The organism is Burkholderia sp. LMG 13014, from assembly GCF_905232215.1.
In the GTDB taxonomy this organism is placed as follows: domain Bacteria; phylum Pseudomonadota; class Gammaproteobacteria; order Burkholderiales; family Burkholderiaceae; genus Burkholderia.
In genome coordinates this window covers 1-3,039 of the sequence record NZ_CAJNKE010000664.1, presented here as the reverse complement: position 1 = coordinate 3,039, position 3,039 = coordinate 1, and the positions used below count along the sequence as shown (strand labels likewise).

The 3,039-nt window shown below is 68.1% G+C and carries 2 protein-coding genes; one reads left to right on the top strand and one right to left on the bottom strand.

Annotation, left to right across the window (positions count from 1 at the left end; translation table 11 throughout):
• The coding region (locus JYJ84_RS32735) for a TonB-dependent receptor (RefSeq protein WP_205189993.1) at positions 1-2,162 on the top strand (2,162 nt) is incomplete at its 5' end.
• 82 nt (positions 2,163-2,244) lie between these two features.
• Here the strand turns inward: JYJ84_RS32735 and JYJ84_RS32730 are convergent.
• Positions 2,245-3,039, bottom strand: a 795-nt coding sequence (locus tag JYJ84_RS32730) for an alpha/beta fold hydrolase (RefSeq protein ID WP_205189992.1), incomplete at its 5' end; no start/stop codon positions are given.

Genomic DNA, 3,039 nt, shown 5'->3' with positions numbered 1-3,039 from the left:
CCGTCATGTTGCCGGCGGTGGTCGTCGTCGGCACGACGCCGCTGCTCGGGATCGGCACGCCGCTGTCGAAGGTGCCGGCGAACGTGCAGACGGTGCGCGGCGCGGAACTCGACGCACAGCACCGTGCGACGCTGACCGACTTCTTCGCCGCGAACCTGCAGAGCGTGACGATCGCGGATGCGCAGGGCAACCCGTACCAGACGGACGTCAACTATCGTGGCTTCACCGCGTCACCGCTGCTCGGCACGCCGCAGGGGTTGTCGGTGTTCGTCGACGGCGTGCGCGTGAACGAACCGTTCGGCGACGTCGTGAACTGGGACATCCTGCCTGTGCAGGCGATCGATCGGGTGCAGCTGATTCCAGGCTCCAATCCGGTATACGGACGCAATACGCTCGGCGGTGCACTCGCGATCACGACGAAGAACGGCAAGGCGAATCCGGGCGGCGAAGCGGAGGTGTCGGGCGGCTCGTGGGGGCGCAAGACCGCCAGCATCGAGCAGGGCGGGACGATCGGCTCGAACCTCGACTACTATGGCACCGCGAATGTCGCGAACGATGGCGGCTGGGCGGACCATAACGCGAGCCGCGTGCGGCAGGCGTTCGGCAAGCTGCGCTACACCGATGCGGACACGACGCTGTCGATCGCGGGCGGCGGCGCGGACAACACGCTCTACGGCACCCAGACGATTCCGCGCTCGTTTCTCGGCAACCCGAAGCAGGCGTATACGTATCCGGACCAGAACCGCAACAGTGCCGGGTACCTGACGTTGTCGGGTGACCGGTTCTTCGGCGAGCACGTCGAGCTGAGCGGCAACGCGTACTACCGGCATCTGCGGAACACCAATACGAGCAGCAACAACAATACGGATTACGGATCCGCCGGCGACGACGGCACGATCGACACGGTGCAGGGCAGCAATGCGCAGTCGACGATCGTCACCGACAGCTACGGCGGCAGCGTGCAGCTCACGCTGCTTGGCACGCTCGGCGGGATGGCCAACCGGCTGATCGCGGGCGTCGCGGCCGATGTCGCGAACTCGCGCTACGTCGCGTCGTCGCAGGACGCGTACTTCACCGATACGCGCGCGGCGATCGGCGTCGGCGATTTCGTCCAGCAGACCAGCGCGAAGACGCGTAATGCGAATCTCGGCGTGTACCTGAGCGACGCACTGTCGCTGACGCCGCACTGGACGCTGACGCTGTCGGGCCGCTATGACTGGTCGAAAGCGCAGATCGGCGACGAGAGCGGCACGCAGCCGCTGCTCGACGGCAATCATACGTTCTCGCGCTTCAATCCGGCGGTCGGGCTCAACTGGAACCCGGTCGCCGGCTTCACCGCGTATGCGGCCTACAACGAAGGCATGCGCTCGCCGACCGCGATCGAGCTTGCGTGCGCGGACCCGTCCGCACCGTGTTCGCTGCCGAACGACTTCATCGCCGATCCGGCACTCAGGCCGGTGATCTCGAAGACGTTCGAAGCCGGCGTGCGCGGCCGCATCGGCGCGGCGACGACCTGGAGCGCCGCGGCCTACCGCACGACACTGACCGACGACATCCAGTTCATCAGCAGTCCGGCGAGCGCGCAGGGCTATTTCCGCAATGTCGGCGATACGCGGCGGCAGGGTGTCGAGCTGGCAGGACGCACGCGGCTCGGCCCGCTCGGTGTCGGGCTGTCGTACAGCTATGTGGATGCGACCTACCGTTCGTCGTGGACCGAACACAGCCCGGCGAATTCGGCGGCCGATGCGAGCGGCAACGTGACGGTCAAGCCGGGCGACCGCATTCCCGGCGTTCCCGCGCACACGGTGAAGCTGAGGCTCGACTACGCGGCGACGCCCGCATGGGATATCGGCGCGAACGTCACGTGGCGCAGCGGCGTGTACGCGCGCGGCGACGAGAACAACCAGGACGTGAACGGCAGGATCGCGGGTTACGTGCTCGTCGATCTCGACATGCGCTACCGGATCACGAAGCGGTTCGAGGTGTTCGCCAGCGTGACGAACCTGTTCGACAAGCGCTATGCGAGCTTCGGTGCGCTCGGCCAGAACTTCTTCAACGGGCCGAACCACACATTCGACGGCGCCAGTCCGGTGAACGAACAGTTCGTCGGGCCCGGTGCGCCGCGCGGTGCGTGGGTCGGTGTGCGCTATGCGTGGGATTGAACGTTGCGCCGCCGCGCCGATTGTTGTGTCATGCGTCGCGTCATGACATGAACCGGCGCAGGGTTGCACGCGGCATGCGCGATCACATGAACGCTACCGCTGCGAACATCGCAGCCGCGGCGCGTGCGACGCTGTGTGCCAACGACGGGTCGCTTGCCAGATGCCCGGCATGCACGCGTTCGATCGCGACCTCGGGTGCGGCACGTGCGAGGCGGACGACGTTGCCGACCGGGCACACGGGGTCGTGCATCCCGTGCGCGGCGAACAGCGGTACACCCGCCCGTGCCGCCCGGCGCGCGAACGCGAGCACGCTGCGCTCGCCGAGCCAGCAGCCGTGCTGCAGGTAATGTGCCTGGATCCGGTATTTGTCGATCAGCCTGCGAACAGTCTTCTCCGAGCGGATCGCCCGCGCGGGCGAGCGGCGCGTCTGCGCCGATGCGAGAACGGCGTTTTCGTACGCGTGCCACGCGAGCGCCACCGCGCGCTGCCCGGCGGTGTTCGCGCCGCGACGCAGCCGCTGTGCGCAGCACGACAGCAGGCGCTCCGGTTGGCCGCCGCCGGCCGCCGCATGCAGGCGCTGCCATTCGCGAGGCGCACGCGTGCGCGACGTCGTGAATAGCCGGCGGACCTCGCGTGGCGACGTCAGGAACAGGCCACGCAGTGCGACGCCGGTCACCCGCGCGGGATACGTGCCCGCATAGGCGAGTGCGAGCGCGGCGCCCCACGATCCACCGACGACGCCCCAGCGCGCAATACCGAGTTGTTCGCGCACGGCTTCCAGATCGGCGATCAGCCGCGCAGTGCTGTTGTGACGCGTGCCGCCGCGCGGCGTCGATCCCCCTGCGCCGCGCTGGTCGACGAGCACGACGCGCACGCG